Here is a 16,198-nt window from a genome sequence, read left to right as displayed (position 1 = left end):
TATCATGCTGGCTTAGTGCATATCTGGCAATATGCAGACAAAATCTGTTACGTGTTTATCGTAAGTTTCTGCAAATTCCACTGGCGGAACGCGCATTCAAACAGATAATTAAGGATAATACTGCTTTGCCGCAGGTACCCTCATCTGCCTGAATCCGGTATAGTCAGGCGGTGTATAAATAATGGATTGATTCATGAAGCAACTTTTAGATTTTCTCCCATTGGTGGTTTTTTTCGTCTTTTACAAGATGTATGACATTTTTATCGCTTCAGGGGCGCTGATTGTCGCCACATTGTTAGCGTTAGCCTTTACCTGGTTGAAATACCGCAAGGTAGAGAAAATGACCCTGGTCACGGCAATTATGGTGCTGGTGTTCGGGACTTTAACACTGGCGTTTCACAGTGATTTATTCATTAAATGGAAAGTGACGGTTCTGTACGTCTTGTTCGCCGCTGCATTATTAGTTAGTCAGTGGTTCATGAAGAAACCATTGATTCAACGTATGCTTGGCAAAGAGCTGACGCTACCGGATAGTGTCTGGTCTAAACTCAATATGTCCTGGGCGCTGTTCTTCCTGGCCTGTGGCCTCTTGAATATCTACGTCGCGTTCTGGCTGCCGCAAGATATTTGGGTTAATTTCAAAGTATTTGGCTTAACCGCACTGACGCTGGTATTTACCCTGATCAGCGGCGTTTATATTTATCGCCATATGCCCGAAGAAACAAAAAAAATCCTAGTTCTGAACCATCTTATTAGGCTCATTGAGCTTTCAGTGAGCCATTCCAGGCGAATTATTACTTTCAAAAGCAGACCGAAATGAACGAACAACAATCACTACCTAACGGTGAACTGGTACTTCGTACCCTGGCAATGCCTGCCGATACCAACGCCAACGGCGATATATTCGGTGGCTGGCTGATGTCGCAAATGGATATCGGCGGGGCGATTCAGGCCAAAGAGATAGCCCACGGGCGGGTGGTGACAGTACGTGTTGATGGCATGACTTTCCTCAAACCTGTCGCCGTCGGTGATGTTGTGTGTTGCTATGCGCGCTGCATTAAGACCGGGCGCAGCTCTATCACTATCAATATCGAAGTGTGGGTCAAAAAAGTCTCTTCAGAGCCTATCGGCCAGCGCTATCGGGCGACAGAGGCGATATTTACCTATGTGGCAGTAGATGATGCAGGTAAAGCCCGTGCGTTACCTGACGGCAGAGGTAATTTTGAGGTCGGTGCGACTCAATAGCCAATGTTCTGTTAGTACAGAGGGTCGCCCACAAAGCGACCCTTTATAATTTTATATCTGATATATCGTTCAAAAGTGATATATACAAAGCATAAATGCCTTATCTCATCTCCATGTCGCCGCCAATCTTGAACACAATCGTCGTCACATAGTCTTTCGCGGCCACCGCCTCAAAACGCCATTTACGCATCACTTGCTTCACTTCCCGTTCAAAAGTGTTGCGCGGTGTTGCGTCCAATATACGGACATTGGTCACACGGCCATCTTCATCAATGTCATATTGGACTTTAACTTGCCCTTCAACCCCTAACGCCAATGCTCTGGCGGGATAAGTCGGCTTGGCCTTACTTAAGGCTTTTGGCCCAGCCGATGTTGAAGCGCCGGGTACTGAAGCTTTGGGGGCCGATTTAACCGGTGCATTGTTGTCCACCAGTGCCGGTTCATCAGACTTGAATCGCTTATCGTCTGGTGGAGCCTCCACCTTCTTCACATCCGGCTTTTTGACTTCTTTTTTCACCGGTTTAGGCTTGGGCTTGGGTTTTGGCTTTACCGGCTCAGGAATAGGTACAGCAACAGGCTCTGGTAGCACCTCAGGTTCTGGTGGCGCTTCTTCAACCGGTTCTGGCTCAGGCTCGGCGGCGGCAGGTTGTGGTGCCGCAAAAGTGGCGATATTCACCATCGTGACAGCAAGAGGAGCATCCTCTATTTCAGGTTGTATTTTCATTTGCTCTACGGAAACGTATAGCAACGCAGCAACTACGCTACCGTGTAAGGCAATTGAAAATGCGAATGGCCATGTAAGCCGGCGACCCAGGAAAAATTTGTTTAGCTGCATAATAATTCAGTGTCCTCTAATGCAGCCAAGTGTAAATGCAAATAGCAATCATATTCAATAAGCAACCACAAACAATCTTACCAATTAGCGTTAAATGGCGATTAAAACTTCAATCATAACGAAAGCGTACAATATATTTACCGCCAGTTATCATTTTATTTCATTATAAATAGCGGGTATATTTCAATCAGATGACACAAATAACAGCCGCGCCTCACGATGATTGAATTCATGAGTAGAACATGTTGTTATGGCCCTCCACACACAACCGGCACCACGTTGATAAATTTGAAGGTAAGAAATGTTTTATGTGATCTTTGCAACGGATGTCCCTGATTCACTAGAGAAACGCTTATCAGTACGCCCTGCCCATCTGGCGCGATTGCAAGCATTGCAGGATCAAGGCCGCCTGCTGACCGCGGGGCCAAATCCAGCTATCGACAGTGCCGAACCGGGCAATGCCGGTTTTACCGGTTCAACCGTAATTGCCGAATTCGCCTCGCAGCAAGATGCGAAGTGCTGGGCCGAACAAGACCCTTATGTTGCCGCTGGGGTTTACCAATCGGTGATAGTAAAACCTTACAAACGCGTATTTTGATTAAATAACCGGCCTTAGAGCCCATCCCAGTAGGCATAATTGTTGCGGTGAGTTTGAGCACGGACAACGCAGAAGAACCGGAGCGTATACGTAGTACGTGAAGATTCCGAGTACAACCCAGGTTCAAAATGGCAAATAAAATAGCCCTAATGAGATAGGTTCTTCATCACAATAACATCCTTGAATACGCCTGCATTCAGGCGCATTCAAGCCAGCGCCACTAAACTTTATAGTGCTTCAACCAGTGCTCCTCGCAAGCCGCTACCGCTTTATCGAGCATATGAGCGGGTGCTTTTAATATCATATGATCTTTTCTTACCCACACAGGGTAAGTATGTTTACCGGCGGCAATGACTTGTTCAGAATAAATAGCCGCATGATATACCAGCTCAGACTCTTCACAATAAATCTCATACTTATAAAGTGCAGTACTGACTTTCAAATCCCCGAAGAATACTGTTTTAGCTAATTTATATTGAGACATGAACTCTAGCCTTTGCTGAAGATAGGTAGGTTATCATCCGCCGATTAGCTCTCGTTAACTGTGATATTCACAGCAAAAACCTTCCTAAGTTGATGTCATACTAGCAAAATTCAGTTTTACACCGCCCGGTAATGGCACGCTCAGCGAATATTAAAATCGGTATATTGCAAGGGAAACTTATTAACCTTATTCAACCGTAATGAACTGAATAAGTAACCCTGCATCGCATCAATACCACTATCCGCTAACTGAATAAATTGCTGATGGGTTTCGACGCCTTCAACAATCACATTTTGGCAGTGATCCCGCAGGTGGGCGATGAGATTATTGAAAGTGGCACTCCCTCCACATTGCCAATAGAAGTTCTTATCAATTTTTACGCATTCAAAAAAACCGCTCGTCGCAGCAGCGAGATGAGCATTACCACTGCCAAAATCGTCTAACCACAACGGATATCGTTCAGCCAACTTACTTAATAATGGGTTCTTAGCACCATCATTGAGATTAGGGAAACTCTCCATCACCTCCAGGCGGATAAACGGCATCACTGCCAATAAAGATATGATTTTTTCGTCATGTAACACAGCTTGCGCCATATCAAAATCTATATTTATTGATAGTGTTATTTGCTGTTCAATAAACCACTGTTGACATTTCTCCACTGCGGATAATTGCTCACATAACAGTAGCGTTTTCGTTTGCGCATTAAGTTGATACAGAAAGCGTTCAGTATAAATTGGCGATTTAAAAGAAGATGTCATAAATCGGCTCAATAACTCCACCGCAAGCAACTTACCCGTTGAGCTGTAAACCGGCTCACAGATAAAGGTGCAATCAACCGCAATGTTTAGCCTGCAACCCATGATAAAAATCCTTTTATTTGATGAGAGCGACAGTATTGATCAATTGATAAAATTGATCAATTATTTATCATTGATCGTTAAAAGTAATATACAGATTTAAGTAAAGATAACACGAAGTGCATTAACCGATTGAAATAAATGAACTTATAATCTCGCATTAATAATTCCAAGTGTTACTATTTAAAACTTGCCATTTTCTGGTGAGATGGCCGCTTCGAACAACCAAACAGTAACACCCCTGAAACTGAATGATTAATACGAAGTGACCAAATATATAGAGTAACGCGATGTCATTCTGATGTGAAATAAACTGAGGAGTTATTATTGTGCCTCTTTCTTTATAGCTAATGACATCAGAATTATCGCATTTTGTTAATTTAGGATAGGGATTGTTTTTCTGCGAAAAAAGCCATAATTAAAAGTGAAAAATATCCTTGTCGATATTCAATCGTGTAACCTCCCTCTAACAGCAGGACAGGTTAGACTCAACCAATAGCCAATATTAATGAAATTTTTTATGTGACAAATAGTTAAAAATCAAAATATTCACCCTTATCAAAAACAAGAACAGCCCCTACAAGGAGGCTGTTTTTACTTCAAGCTCGGGCTACCACTCATAAGCAACGATGAACAATAGCGAACGCCGGTGCTGATGTTCGTGGAGTTGCCTGACACAGTAGATATGGCGATAACGCCGTGATTGCCCTTCTAGCCAGCGATTTCTTCGCCGTTGATTTTGCCGCAGCATTCGCCAACGACCGACTTCATTTTTACTCCGTCGCATGAAAAACTCTTCCAAAGCTGAGAACCACGCTATTATAAACCTTTAAGCTGTTGAGCCAAAGTGCCGTTCGGTGAAATTACGTATTGTGCTCGCCCCCTCTCCTGACGCATTGTTCAACACCTGAATATCAAACCGCGACTTATTACGTAGTCACCGTTGCAAGTCCTTTAGCTTAAAAGATTTTATCCAGTAAAATTCCGATTAAAGGTTTCGCCTTTGCCATACTGTGCGTACACTCTTTTTAGTTACCGTTTGTGAACAGGATTTCCGCCCTTATGACAACATTTTATACCGTAATCAGTTGGCTCTCAGTGTTTGGCTATTGGTTGCTTATTGCCGGGGTAACATTGCGTATTCTGATGAAACGCAGAGCGGTTCCTTCGGCGATGGCCTGGCTGCTTATTATCTATATTATTCCTTTGGTCGGAATCATCGCTTACCTCTCATTTGGCGAACTTCATCTGGGTAAACGCCGGGCCGAACGTGCTAAAGCCATGTGGCCCTCCACAGCCCGTTGGTTAAGCGAACTCAAAGATTGCCAACACATTTTTGCCAGTTCAAACAGTGAAGTGGCCACTCCGCTGTTTCAGTTATGCGAACGCCGCCAAGGCATCAGTGGCGTTAAAGGCAATCAATTACAATTATTGACGACCACCGATGACACACTAAAAGCCCTGATGCGCGACATCGAACTGGCCCGCCACAATATAGAGATGGTGTTTTACATCTGGCAGCCAGGCGGCTTGGTTGATCAAGTTGCCGAATCCTTGATGGCAGCAGCGCGTCGCGGTGTCCATTGCAGGCTAATGTTGGATTCTGCGGGTAGCCAGCAGTTCTTCCGTACCCCTTACCCCGCCATGATGCGCAATGCCGGCATCGAAGTGGTCGAAGCGCTCAAAGTGAATGTTTTTCGAGTATTTTTGCGCCGAATGGATCTACGCCAACATCGGAAAATCGTGCTGATTGATAACTATATTGCCTATACCGGCAGCATGAATATGGTCGATCCACGCTTCTTCAAACAGGACGCCGGCGTCGGCCAATGGATTGATATGATGGCACGAACGGAAGGCCCGGTCGCCACCACGATGGGTATCGTCTATGCCTGTGACTGGGAGATCGAAACCGGCAAACGTATTTTGCCCCCCCCACCAGACGCCAATATCATGCCGTTTGAAGAAGAAAGTGGCCACACGATACAAGTTATCGCATCTGGCCCCGGCTTCCCGGAAGAGATGATCCATCAAGCATTATTGACTGCGGTTTATGCTGCGCGTGAGCAGCTCATCATGACCACGCCGTACTTTGTGCCCAGCGACGACTTGTTGCACGCCATCTGTACCGCTGCACAACGTGGCGTTGATGTCAGTATTATTGTTCCGCGCCAAAACGACTCCATGATGGTACGTTGGGCCAGCCGTGCTTTCTTTGCCGAATTACTGGAAGCTGGCGTCAAAATTTACCAGTTTGAAGGTGGCCTGCTGCATAGCAAGAGTGTGCTGGTCGATGGTCAACTGAGTTTAGTGGGTACCGTTAATCTGGATATGCGCAGTTTGTGGCTTAATTTCGAAATCACGCTAGTCATTGATGATGATGGTTTTGGTGCCGATTTAGCCCAGGTTCAGGGTGACTATATCGCCCGTTCAGCCTTATTGGACGGAAAACTGTGGAATAAGCGCCCTCTTTGGCATCGTGTCACTGAAAGATTGTTCTATTTTTTCAGTCCATTACTGTAATAAGTTACGTGGTTGGGTGTTAGTAAATTGTAGATTCTCTGAGTTACGCAGTAATGGCAGCATAATAATTGTAAAAGCTGTGCCGGGAATGTTTTAATGAGCGCAAATCGCAAATGATAAATGGGAATCTGCAAATGGACCAGAACGCACAAGAGCCAAGCTCAATGGATCTCAATAACCGCCTGACTGAAGATGAAACGCTGGAACAGGCTTACGATATCTTTCTGGAATTAGCTGGGGATAACCTCGATCCGGCCGATATCTTGTTATTTAATCTTCAGTTTGAAGAACGTGGTGGCGCAGAGCTATTTGATCCGGCTGAAGATTGGCAAGAACATGTCGATTTTGATTTAAACCCTGACTTCTTCGCTGAAGTGGTTATCGGCCTGGCTGACAATGATGGTGAAGAGATTAACGATATTTTTGCGCGGGTGCTGCTGTGCCGCGAAAAAGACCACAAACTTTGCCATATCTTGTGGAAAGAGTAATCGATAACGCCGCCAGCGCTGAGCGGTAACATAAAAAGCCCCACCCTAATTGAACTGACCCCATAAAGTTGGACGGTTTGTCAGGTGGCTATCTGGGCCTGAGTTCGATACTCTACCGGACTCAGGCCTTTTAGCTTCTGTTTTATTCTTTCATGGTTGTAATAGTGAATATACTCATCGATTGCAATTCGTAACTCACCGATATTTTTATAATCATCAAGATACAGGCATTCCGATTTCAGTGTCCCGAAGAAGCTTTCTATTACCGCGTTATCAAGACAGTTCCCTTTTCTGGACATACTTTGCGTCAGACCCGCTTCTTTCAGCCGCTTCACGCCCTGAGGCATTCGACAAGCTTTTTACGGCATCAATAAGGGCGAGTGTCGCGCCTCGAGAGCCAGCAAATATTTTGCTTCGTCGTACTGGGTTCTGGTCTTCCAGCAGCAGTAAATTATCCTTATCCATTTGAATGCCAGAGCCCGGATCGCTGACTGATGAGATTTTCCTTTTTCTCGCAGCCCCTGATAATACAGCTTGGCCCAGTATGAGGAGTTTACCGTCTTGGCAGCCCATTCGACAAAGGTCTGCCTGACGAACTTCGCACACTGCCAACGCCAGTGTACCCAGGATTTCTGGCCACTTCGTTCGGTTACTGGTGCAATGCCAGCGTAGTTTTGTATTTCCTCTGCACTGTTGAAGCGGTTGCGGTTATCACCCAGTGCTGCAAGCATTCGCGGGCCCATACATGGTCCCATGCCCGGAAGGGATTTGAACAGGTCTGCATCCGGAAGAGTATTGAATAACGATTCGATTCGCTCGTCGTAGGTTCTGATGAGGTCACCTACCAGTTTGATTTGCGATGCAAGTGCTGTTGCCATTAGCGCGTTCGCCTCGATGACACTTTTATCGGTGGTTAGGGGAATAGCGATGGCAATGCTTGCGACCCGCTGCTCTGTATATGCAACAGCAGGACCACCTTTAGCGTTCATAAAATGACGGATGGTATCGCTCCGGGCCCGCTTGAGTTGTTGCAGACTGGGCCAGCGGATTATTAGCTCGCAGAACAGAGAACTGTCCCGATGCGAGAACCATTCCAGGGGCTGAGGATAATACTGCTTAAGCGTGTTGATGAGACGATTCACAAAACGGCGTTTGTCTTCGACCAGCAGTCGACGCTGCTCAACTAATTGTTGAAGTAACCGGATATCCGCATTGTCGGGTTCTATGGCTTTTATCTTTTGGGGATAGCGTAACATTAGCTCTAATGCTAACTCAGCATCCTGTGGATCATCCTTCGCACCACTTGGCCAAAAGGTCTGCCGATAGCGGGCCAGTGACAACGCGTGCACAGGAAAAACCGTGACAAATGGGTACTTCTGGAGAGCATACACCACCGGGCCTTTCTTCAGCTCAAGGGCGATCGCGATCCTGCCTTTCACCTTCTGGTGCAACTCGCTGAGCCAGATATCAAGCGCTTCCGGAGTGTGTTCAACCACATAGAATATACGCTCACCGTTTTTAAACTGAACGCAGACATCGTGTTTTTTATCCGCCCAGTCCAAACCAACATGGGCAGCAAACTGATCTATCGTAGTCATGACCAACTCCTTTTTATCGGGGATTGGTATGCATTCCACGTTCTTCGAAAGAAATATAGTCAGCAGTTTTTCTGCATGCCCTGAGTATTCGTTAGCGAACGTGGAGCACTTACTGGCTCGAAAGCAAAGCGGCAATCATCAAATCACATGATTCTGGCACAATATTCGTAACCAGTAAGCGCATACCCTGAATCACTTAAAAGTGTAACTCTCAGGGTGCGAATGACTATATCTGGTACTGTGCCATTTGATATTGCCAGCCTTGATCTGAATGTATCAGCGGATATTCATTTTCACTCAGTATTGATAAGGCCTTTGACAGCATATTCTCCACCATTGACAGATGTGGGCGTGACTCCATCTGATACGCGATTATCTCACCATTATAGAGATCAAGTACCGGTGATAAATACAGTTTCTCTCCGCTAATTTTGAACTCAGTAACATCCGTTACCCATTTCTGATTAGGTTTATCCGCACTGAACTGACGGCTCAGGATATTATCGGCTGCTTTTCCATATCGACCTTTATAAGAGTTATATTTCTTTCTTCTAATACAGGAAGTTAACTGTAACTCCTGCATTAACCTCTGAACAGTTTTATGGTTAAGCGGCGTGCCAGCCCTGCAACAGGCAAGCGTGATCCTGCGGTATCCATATCGACCTCTATGCTGATGGAACAGTGTCGTAATCCGTCGCTTATCATCCGCATATTTATTTGGTTTTTTGCATGAAGATAACTGCCAGTAGAACGTGCTTCTGGCTAGCTCTGCGGCCCTCAGCAGACGGGGCTGCGAATATTATTGCCTTAACTCATTCACGGCTTGCGCTTTGTACCATGCTCTGGCGTGTTTTTTTGACTGAGTAAGGCCTGCAACTTTTTTAGATAAGCCACCTCAACACGAAGTTGTTCCAGCTCTTCCCGTTCATCTGGACAAAGAGAGGATGTTGTGTTTTTTTTAGGGTGTTTTCCGGTTAATTCTGACATCCTTTTTCTCCCGCGGCGGCTATTTCTGAGGGCTTCCAGACCCCCTTCATTATACAGGCGTTCCCACAGGCAAACAGAGGTGAATGCAGGAATATTAAACACACGTGCGGAAAGAAGATGGTCGCGCATATACAGAATAACGGCTTCCTTAAAGGTTGGAGGATAGTGGCCAGGTTTTGTCGTCAGTCCTGCCTCACCATGAAGTTTCCACGCACTGGACCACTTACGGACCGCACTGTGATCAATGCCAAATCGTTTGGCTGTCGCTTTTTGTCCCTCCAGTCCGGAAAGATAGTGTTGCACGACCCGTAACTTGAAATTGAGAGAGTATTTACTCATAAAAAAAAGCACCTTACTTTATTGAGTGTCCAACATTTGGGGTGCAGTTCAATAAGGCCAGTGGCTTTTTGCTATTCGATACGCAACGTTGGGTGAAGCGACACCATCATATTACAGCGGATCAACTTTCAGACATGAAACCGCGTGTCGGAAACTGCCCTCCAGCAGTGGGCGCGTTTTCGCACATTCTGGCCCGGCAATCGGGCAACGAGTGCGGAATACACAGCCTGATGGTGGGTTAATCGGCGAAGGTAGCTCCCCTTCCAGCAACTGAATGACTTTAGCCCTTTCTTTGTCCGGATCGGGGATTGGTACCGCAGACATTAACGCTTTGGTATAAGGGTGCTGCGGGTTGTGATAAACCTCATCATAGGTTCCCAACTCCACCGCATGGCCCAAATACATCACCAATACCCGATCAGAGATGTGCTTTACCACCGCCAGATCGTGGGCAATAAAAATCAGTGACAACCCCATTTCGCGCTGCAATTGCTGCAATAAGTTAACGACCTGCGCCTGAATTGACACATCCAGCGCGGAAACCGGCTCATCACAAATCACCAGTTTAGGCTCAAGAATCAGCGCGCGAGCAATACCGATACGTTGGCACTGCCCTCCGGAAAACTCATGAGGATAACGGTTGATTAGGTTAGGTAATAATCCCACCTTTAACATCATGGCTTTAACTTTATCTTTGACTTCCTGCCGTGACATTTTGGGGTGATAAGTGTGTAATGGCTCAGCAATAATTTCGCCAATAGTCATACGCGGGTTTAATGATGCCAGCGGGTCCTGGAATATCATCTGAATGTCACTACGCGTTGCGCGCCACTCAGCTTTGCTCATGTTGAGCAGGTCTTTGCCTAACCACGAGACACTGCCGCCAGAGGCTTTGACCAGGCCGATGATGGCGCGAGCAAAGGTTGATTTACCACAGCCGGACTCACCCACCACACCTAAAGTCTCACCCTCATACAGCCGCAGGGTGACACCATCAACCGCTTTTAGGGTTTTTGAGGGTTGCCAAAACCACTGTTTACCATCCTGAATATCAAAATGGACTTTCAAGTCAGCCACTTCCAATAATACTTTCTTATCTGTTATGGCATTCATACTAATTCCCCTACTGGCTTAAAACAGGCACGTAAACGGCCTTCACCAAAGTGCTCCAACTCAGGTGCTGTAGAACAGCGATCCATTGCGAATTGGCAACGCGGCTGGAACGGGCAACCTTTGGGTAAGCGCAGTAAATTCGGCGGATTGCCTGGAATAGTCATTAGAGATTCACCTTCAGCATCAAGGCGAGGAACAGCATTCAACAGGCCAATAGAATACGGGTGGCTTGGTTGATAAAACACATCACGGGCCTGACCGTATTCCATAGTTCGCCCGGCATACATCACCAAAACTTTATTACAGATACCGGCCACAACGCCAAGGTCATGGGTGATCATAATGATCGCGGTATTGAATTCACTTTTCAATTCATTCAGCAAAGTCATGATTTGTGCCTGAACTGTTACGTCCAGCGCAGTTGTCGGTTCATCGGCAATCAATAATTTCGGGCGGCACAATAGTGCCATTGCAATCATGACTCGCTGACGCATTCCCCCTGAAAATTCATGGGGGTACATACGCATCCGTTTGCGCGCTTCGGGCATTTTTACCGCATCCAACATCCGAATCGACTCTTCGAACGCCTCACTTTTGCTCATCTTTTTATGCAGTTGCAGCACTTCCATGAGCTGCTCACCCACCCGCATATAGGGGTTTAGTGACGTCATCGGGTCTTGGAAAATCATCGAAATTTCTTCCGCCCGCAAACGGTTCAATTGCTTCTCAGGCAGGTTTAGGATCTCACGGCCATTAAATTTCGCGGAGCCACCGATGCGACCATTACTGGCCAGCAGCCCCATTAAAGCGAATGCCGTTTGTGATTTACCCGAGCCAGATTCCCCCACAATGCCCAGTGTTTCGCCAGCACGCAGGTCAAAATTGAGTGCGTTAACCGCAGTCACATCACCATCGGGTGTGCCGAATGTGACGGTCAAATCTTTCACATCCAACAGTATTTTTTGCTCCGACAGCGCCGATGGCTGAACAGCAGACTGATTATCAATAGTCGTCATAGTGCTACTCCTCAGCGATCTTTCGGATCGAGGGCATCACGCAAGCCATCGCCGATAAAGTTAAAACAAAACAGCGTCACGACCAGGAAACCGGCAGGAAACATCAGCAACCACGGCGAGACTTCCATTGAGTTAGCACCATCGCTCAACAACGCCCCCCAGCTACTCAGCGGCTCCTGAGTCCCTAACCCAAGGAAACTTAGGAAAGATTCAAACAAGATCATACTGGGAACCAATAAAGAGGCGTAAACCACCACCACGCCCAATACGTTCGGTACGATGTGGCGTAATACGATATTGCGCGTGGAAACACCGCCCACCAGCGCCGCTTCAATAAATTCTTTGCGTTTCAGGCTTAATGTCTGCCCGCGCACAATACGCGCCATATCCAACCAGGAAACCATGCCGATCGCCACGAATATCAGCAGAATATTTTGGCCGAAGAAGGTGACCAGCAGAATAACGAAAAACATAAACGGGAAGGAGTTGAGAATTTCCAGTAGACGCATCATCAGTGAATCGATTTTGCCACCAAGATAGCCGGATAAAGAGCCATACAATGTGCCGACAACCACGGCCACCAACGCCGCCGCGACTCCCACCATTAATGAGATGCGCCCGCCGATGGCCACGCGAACCAACAAATCACGGCCCGATGAATCAGTACCGAAATAATGGCCAGAGGCCATATCCGGTGCGGCTGACATCATGCCCCAATCCGTATCTGCGTAGCTAAATTGCGCTAACATCGGTGCCACAATAACAAATAAGGTAATAAATATCAGGATCACCAAACTGGTGATCGCCGCACGGTTATGGACAAAACGGCGGCGGGCATCCTGCCAAAGGCTACGCCCTTCAACTTCCAGCTTTTCACTGAAAACATCCAGAGCTTCGCTATTTTTTTTGCTCAACATAATTGGCGTGCTCCAGTGCTAGTAACGGATTTTCGGATCGATGACGGCATACAACACATCCACGATCGCATTAAATAAAATAGTTAAAGCGCCGACCAAAATGGTCAAACTCAGAACCAGAGAGTAATCGCGGTTTAACGCTCCGTTGACGAACAACTGACCAATCCCCGGTAAACCAAAGATAGTCTCAATCACCATTGAACCGGTGATAATACCCACAAAAGCGGGTCCCATATAAGACAGCACGGGCAGCAATGCCGGTTTTAACGCGTGGCGCAATACGATAACCCGCAGTGGTAAACCCTTCGCTCGCGCAGTACGAATAAAATTGGAGTGCAAAACTTCAATCATTGAACCACGGGTAATACGTGCAATGCTGGCGATATAAGCCAGTGACAGCGCTACCATCGGTAAAATAATGAATTTAGGCGCACCACCATTCCAGCCTCCCCCCGGCAACCATTTTAATAGGATGGCGAAAACCAGCACCAATAACGGCGCGACCACAAAACTGGGGATAACGACACCGGTCATGGCAAAGCCCATCACCGTATAGTCCCACTTGGTATTTTGATTTAACGCCGCAATAACACCCGCGCTCACCCCTAATACTACCGCCAATAAAAAGGCGGCAAAACCCAGTTTTGCCGAGACGGGAAATGACGCAGCAACTAACTCATTGACGGTGTAATCTTTATATTTAAATGAAGGCCCAAGATCACCTTGTGCCAATTGCCCCAAGTAATTGAAATACTGCTTATAAATGGGATCGTTGAGGTGATATTTCGCCTCAATATTTGCCATGACTTCGGGTGGAAGATTACGCTCGCCAGTAAATGGGCTGCCGGGTGCGAGACGCATCATAAAGAATGAGATAGTAATCAAAATAAAAAGTGTCGGAATCGCTTCCAGACAGCGGCGTAGAATAAATTTTAACATTGCCTGTACCTTTAGCCTTTTTGAATTATCAAGCAATAAGGGCAGCACACCCGTTTGCGGCTGCCCCTAATACATTAATGCTTGATAATATAAAGATCTTTAACGTGCATATTGTCCAGCGGATCTTTACCGGTGTAGCCACCGACATAAGGTTTCACAAGACGCGCATTCACGTAGTAGAACAACGGTACAATGGCAGAGTCCTTATCCAACAGAACTTCAGCTTGCTGATACAAACCGGCACGCTCTTTTTCAGTTTTTACTTTCAGTGTGTCTTTGATCAACTTATCAAACGCCGGGCTTTTATAATGCACGGTGTTATTGCTGCTGTCGGATAGCATCATATTCAGGAATGAAGAGGGTTCGTTGTAGTCAGCACACCAGCCAGCACGCGCGACGTCGAAAGTCCCCTGATGACGGGTATCAAGGAAGGTTTTCCACTCTTGATTTTCCAGCTTAACGTCAACACCCAGGTTTTTCTTCCAGATCGATGCCGCCGCGATAGCCAGTTTTTTATGCAGATCGGAAGTGTTGTATAACAGGTTAAATGTCAATGGCTTGTCTTTAGTGTAGCCTGCGTCAGCTAACAGCTTCTTCGCCACTTCATTGCGTTTCTCTTGCGTCCAACCAAACCATTCTGGCGGTGTCAACTCAGCGCCACTGGTATACGGAGGCGTGAAACCGTAGGCTGGCAGATCGCCTTGATTCTTCACTTTATTGACAATAATGTCGCGATCCATACCTAGCTTCAATGCTTCACGGACACGGGCATCGGTAAACGGTGCTTTCTGGTTGTTAATTTCGTAGTAATAAGTACACAGATATGGATCAACATGGACTTCTTGTGGGATCTCTTTTTTCAGTTTCTGGAATAACTCGATCGGCATGTTGTTATATGTCATGTCGATTTCACCGCTGCGATAGCGATTTACGTCCGTCACTTCAGAAGAAATTGGCAGGTAGGTGACCTGGTTGATGACAGTTTTCGCATTATCCCAATAGGTTGGGCTACGTTCTAATACAATACGTTCGTTTACCACCCAATCTTTCAGCTTATAAGCGCCGTTGCCGACAAAGTTTTGTGGCTGCGTCCACTTCTCATTAAACTTCTCAATCACCGTTTTGTTAACCGGAGACATTGATGGGTGGGCCAACAGTTTGTCCAGATAAGGAACCGGTTCGGTCAGTGTCACTTCCAGAGTATGATCATCTAACGCTTTTACGCCCAGCGTATCAGGGGCTTTTTTGCCGGTAATAATATCGTCGATATTAGCGATATGGGCATATTGCACATAGCTGGAATAGGGAGATACCGTTTTAGGATCAGCCAGACGCTGCCAACTGTAAACGAAATCCTGTGCCGTTACAGGGTCACCATTTGACCATTTAGCATCTTTGCGAATATGGAACGTCCAGACTTTAAAGTCTTTGTTTTCCCAACGTTCAGCCGCACCGGGCAGAATTTTGCCATTAGGATCGTTGATAACCAACCCTTCCAGCAAATCACGAGATATATTGGATTCTGGCACCCCTTCAATCTTATGTGGATCCAGTGATTGTGGTTCAGAGCCATTGTTACGTACCAGAACCTGCTTTTCTGCCAGTTGTACGCCAGCAGGGACATTGGCTGCAAAAGAAGTCCCTACGGCCATCATACCCATTGCCGCAGCGATACCTGCCGCCAGCAGAGTTTTTTTTGTGATGTTGGTCATGCTTATATTCACTCCAGTTTTTATTATTGCATCGCCCAGTGACTGAGCAAGCTTCACCTTTAAAAGGTATTTGTAAATTACGTTATTCGGGGAACGAATCCGACTACGTAACATCCCACATGTATAAACATCAGACCATTTTATCAACCCTGTTATACAGCCCTATTGCCTGCCCATTTCAACACCGGCGGAACCACGGCTATCATTGATGCTGCTGAAAATGATAAACCCAGAATAGTGCTAATTATTGCCGATAGTCGCCGCTTAAACTTTATTTGTATTTATCACCGCCCGTTTTACGAGATTTGTGATGTTTTTCTCAATGCTTAAGGCCAATTTGTGGCTAACAACGACTAGCAATAACTATTCCAGAATAGTGAACTTGATAGATTTTTTGTTGAAAAGACAAGAGATCTCTTATCAGAAAGTTGCCCGAAAACTAACAGATGCCGAAATCTGACGCCAATAAATTTTACAGAAATGTTAAGCAATTCTCTTTTCAATATAATTTCTAACTATAGTGCTGAAGTACATCAACGCACAA

14 protein-coding genes and 3 pseudogenes are annotated in these 16,198 nt (G+C 46.2%); 5 read left to right on the top strand and 12 right to left on the bottom strand.

The features are described from left to right. Positions 1-193 precede the first annotated feature (193 nt). Together YALDO0001_RS00980 and yciA are read left to right on the top strand one after the other, a co-directional pair. Positions 194-730: pseudogene (locus YALDO0001_RS00980) on the top strand (septation protein A); the annotation flags it as partial. An 86-nt stretch (positions 731-816) separates the two neighbouring features. Then, positions 817-1,245, top strand: coding sequence for an acyl-CoA thioester hydrolase YciA (gene yciA / locus YALDO0001_RS00975; protein ID WP_042545956.1), 429 nt, complete (start codon positions 817-819; stop codon positions 1,243-1,245). A gap of 100 nt (positions 1,246-1,345) precedes the next feature. Here yciA and tonB read toward each other — a convergent pair whose 3' ends face one another. Continuing rightward, positions 1,346-2,080 carry a TonB system transport protein TonB gene (tonB, locus tag YALDO0001_RS00970; RefSeq protein ID WP_042839192.1) on the bottom strand — a complete coding sequence of 245 codons (735 nt, stop codon included), beginning with the start codon at positions 2,078-2,080 and terminating at the stop codon, positions 1,346-1,348. 301 nt (positions 2,081-2,381) lie between these two features. On the opposite strand from tonB, the gene YALDO0001_RS00965 reads away from it, so the two are divergent. Next, positions 2,382-2,678, top strand: a complete 297-nt coding sequence (locus YALDO0001_RS00965; protein ID WP_042545958.1) for a YciI family protein — start codon at positions 2,382-2,384, stop codon at positions 2,676-2,678. Between the two features lie 220 nt (positions 2,679-2,898). Here YALDO0001_RS00965 and YALDO0001_RS00960 read toward each other — a convergent pair whose 3' ends face one another. The 3 genes from YALDO0001_RS00960 to YALDO0001_RS19820 all read right to left on the bottom strand — a co-directional run bounded on the left by YALDO0001_RS00960 (position 2,899) and on the right by YALDO0001_RS19820 (position 4,809). Continuing rightward, the gene (locus YALDO0001_RS00960; RefSeq protein ID WP_004699178.1) at positions 2,899-3,162 is read right to left on the bottom strand and encodes a hypothetical protein; all 264 of its coding nucleotides are present in this window, start codon (positions 3,160-3,162) and stop codon (positions 2,899-2,901) included. A gap of 140 nt (positions 3,163-3,302) precedes the next feature. Beyond that, positions 3,303-4,025: an EAL domain-containing protein gene (locus YALDO0001_RS00955; protein ID WP_042545959.1), complete on the bottom strand. Its 723-nt coding sequence runs from the start codon at positions 4,023-4,025 to the stop codon at positions 3,303-3,305. Between the two features lie 607 nt (positions 4,026-4,632). Then, positions 4,633-4,809: a YciY family protein gene (locus YALDO0001_RS19820; protein ID WP_071986364.1), complete on the bottom strand. Its 177-nt coding sequence runs from the start codon at positions 4,807-4,809 to the stop codon at positions 4,633-4,635. 275 nt (positions 4,810-5,084) lie between these two features. Between YALDO0001_RS19820 and cls the strand changes: the two genes are divergently transcribed. Beyond that, positions 5,085-6,545: a cardiolipin synthase gene (gene cls / locus YALDO0001_RS00950; protein WP_004699172.1), complete on the top strand. Its 1,461-nt coding sequence runs from the start codon at positions 5,085-5,087 to the stop codon at positions 6,543-6,545. A gap of 164 nt (positions 6,546-6,709) precedes the next feature. Continuing rightward, positions 6,710-7,033 carry an HI1450 family dsDNA-mimic protein gene (locus tag YALDO0001_RS00945; protein WP_025378148.1) on the top strand — a complete coding sequence of 108 codons (324 nt, stop codon included), beginning with the start codon at positions 6,710-6,712 and terminating at the stop codon, positions 7,031-7,033. 80 nt (positions 7,034-7,113) lie between these two features. Here YALDO0001_RS00945 and YALDO0001_RS00940 read toward each other — a convergent pair. The 8 genes and pseudogenes from YALDO0001_RS00940 to oppA form a co-directional block, all read right to left on the bottom strand. After that, positions 7,114-7,383: pseudogene (locus YALDO0001_RS00940) on the bottom strand (IS3 family transposase); the annotation flags it as partial. 9 nt (positions 7,384-7,392) lie between these two features. Then, on the bottom strand, positions 7,393-8,631 hold the full coding sequence (locus YALDO0001_RS00935; protein ID WP_042839191.1) for an IS110 family RNA-guided transposase: 1,239 nt from the start codon (positions 8,629-8,631) through the stop codon (positions 7,393-7,395). Positions 8,632-8,863: 232 nt separating this feature from the next. Next, positions 8,864-9,957 (bottom strand): annotated as a pseudogene (locus YALDO0001_RS20575) (IS3 family transposase); the annotation flags it as partial. Between the two features lie 111 nt (positions 9,958-10,068). Continuing rightward, positions 10,069-11,070, bottom strand: a complete 1,002-nt coding sequence (oppF, locus tag YALDO0001_RS00920; protein ID WP_042545961.1) for a murein tripeptide/oligopeptide ABC transporter ATP binding protein OppF — start codon at positions 11,068-11,070, stop codon at positions 10,069-10,071. Continuing rightward, positions 11,067-12,086, bottom strand: a complete 1,020-nt coding sequence (locus tag YALDO0001_RS00915) for an ABC transporter ATP-binding protein (RefSeq protein ID WP_004699160.1) — start codon at positions 12,084-12,086, stop codon at positions 11,067-11,069. Before YALDO0001_RS00915 ends, oppF begins: the two co-directional genes overlap by 4 nt. 11 nt (positions 12,087-12,097) lie before the next feature. Next, a complete protein-coding gene (gene oppC, locus YALDO0001_RS00910; protein WP_042545963.1) occupies positions 12,098-13,006 on the bottom strand; it encodes an oligopeptide ABC transporter permease OppC in 909 nt (302 codons plus the stop codon). A gap of 15 nt (positions 13,007-13,021) precedes the next feature. Then, positions 13,022-13,942: an oligopeptide ABC transporter permease OppB gene (oppB, locus tag YALDO0001_RS00905; protein ID WP_004699155.1), complete on the bottom strand. Its 921-nt coding sequence runs from the start codon at positions 13,940-13,942 to the stop codon at positions 13,022-13,024. Between the two features lie 74 nt (positions 13,943-14,016). Beyond that, entirely contained in the window at positions 14,017-15,654 is a 1,638-nt protein-coding gene (gene oppA, locus YALDO0001_RS00900) for an oligopeptide ABC transporter substrate-binding protein OppA (protein ID WP_042839189.1), read from the bottom strand. Positions 15,655-16,198 lie beyond the last annotated feature (544 nt).

Source organism: Yersinia aldovae ATCC 35236, assembly GCF_000173735.1.
GTDB classification, from domain to species: domain Bacteria; phylum Pseudomonadota; class Gammaproteobacteria; order Enterobacterales; family Enterobacteriaceae; genus Yersinia; species Yersinia aldovae.
The sequence above is the reverse complement of the archived record's forward strand: the minus strand, read 5'-3'. Positions and strand labels throughout refer to the sequence as shown.

Excerpts from the sequence above, each read along its gene's own strand:
- yciA (WP_042545956.1), top strand. The coding sequence starts at position 817 with ATGAACGAACAACAATCACTACCTAACGGTGAACTGGTACTTCGTACC.
- tonB (WP_042839192.1), bottom strand. The coding sequence starts at position 2,080 with ATGCAGCTAAACAAATTTTTCCTGGGTCGCCGGCTTACATGGCCATTC.
- YALDO0001_RS00965 (WP_042545958.1), top strand. The coding sequence starts at position 2,382 with ATGTTTTATGTGATCTTTGCAACGGATGTCCCTGATTCACTAGAGAAA.
- YALDO0001_RS00960 (WP_004699178.1), bottom strand. The coding sequence starts at position 3,162 with ATGTCTCAATATAAATTAGCTAAAACAGTATTCTTCGGGGATTTGAAA.
- YALDO0001_RS00955 (WP_042545959.1), bottom strand. The coding sequence starts at position 4,025 with ATGGGTTGCAGGCTAAACATTGCGGTTGATTGCACCTTTATCTGTGAG.
- YALDO0001_RS19820 (WP_071986364.1), bottom strand. The coding sequence starts at position 4,809 with ATGCGACGGAGTAAAAATGAAGTCGGTCGTTGGCGAATGCTGCGGCAA.
- cls (WP_004699172.1), top strand. The coding sequence starts at position 5,085 with ATGACAACATTTTATACCGTAATCAGTTGGCTCTCAGTGTTTGGCTAT.
- YALDO0001_RS00945 (WP_025378148.1), top strand. The coding sequence starts at position 6,710 with ATGGATCTCAATAACCGCCTGACTGAAGATGAAACGCTGGAACAGGCT.
- YALDO0001_RS00935 (WP_042839191.1), bottom strand. The coding sequence starts at position 8,631 with ATGACTACGATAGATCAGTTTGCTGCCCATGTTGGTTTGGACTGGGCG.
- oppF (WP_042545961.1), bottom strand. The coding sequence starts at position 11,070 with ATGAATGCCATAACAGATAAGAAAGTATTATTGGAAGTGGCTGACTTG.
- YALDO0001_RS00915 (WP_004699160.1), bottom strand. The coding sequence starts at position 12,086 with ATGACGACTATTGATAATCAGTCTGCTGTTCAGCCATCGGCGCTGTCG.
- oppB (WP_004699155.1), bottom strand. The coding sequence starts at position 13,942 with ATGTTAAAATTTATTCTACGCCGCTGTCTGGAAGCGATTCCGACACTT.
- oppA (WP_042839189.1), bottom strand. The coding sequence starts at position 15,654 with ATGACCAACATCACAAAAAAAACTCTGCTGGCGGCAGGTATCGCTGCG.